We start from the raw sequence: 568 nt of genomic DNA on the forward strand, positions 1-568 counted from the left end.
CCTCACCCGGCCTGGGATTCGTCCACACCGGGCACGACCGATCCTTTGTCTACGACATCGCCGACCTCTACAAGGCCGAATACACTATTCCGGTCGCCTTCGACGTCGCCGCCAGCGGCTCGACCGACATCGGATCGGACACCCGGCGTGCCGTCCGCGACCGTATCCACGACGGTGCTCTTCTCGACCGATGCGTACGCGACATCCGCAGTCTGCTGCTCAGTCCCGGCCCGACCGGGCCGATCGATGAGGCGTGGCTCGACGGGGAAGCGGAGAACGACACGGTGCGCCTGTGGGATGAGAGCGGCTATGAGTTCACCAGCGGTCGCAACTATGGCGGAGAAGTTGACTTCTGATGACCGTCATCATCCTGACCGCCTGTCCCGAAGGGCTCCGCGGACACCTGACTCAGTGGTTACTGGAAATTTCCGCAGGCGTGTACGTGGGCCACGTGAACAGCCGAATTCGCCAGCGTCTCTGGTCCAGAGTTGTCGAGATGGCTGGCCCGGGTCGAGCCCTGCTCGTCTATCAGCAGCCAGGTGAACAACGGCTGTGCTTCCAGGTCCAC

The 568-nt window shown here is 63.2% G+C and carries 1 protein-coding gene and 1 pseudogene; both read left to right on the forward strand.

Annotated elements, in window-relative coordinates:
- A pseudogene (locus JMF97_RS30480) lies at nucleotides 1-356 on the forward strand (type I-E CRISPR-associated endonuclease Cas1e); the annotation flags it as partial.
- Nucleotides 356-568, forward strand: a 213-nt coding sequence (cas2e, locus tag JMF97_RS30485; protein WP_203224663.1) for a type I-E CRISPR-associated endoribonuclease Cas2e, incomplete at its 3' end; no start/stop codon positions are given. The pseudogene JMF97_RS30480 and the gene cas2e, both read left to right, overlap by 1 nt.

Source organism: Micromonospora fiedleri (assembly GCF_016774385.1).
GTDB lineage: Bacteria > Actinomycetota > Actinomycetes > Mycobacteriales > Micromonosporaceae > Micromonospora > Micromonospora gifhornensis.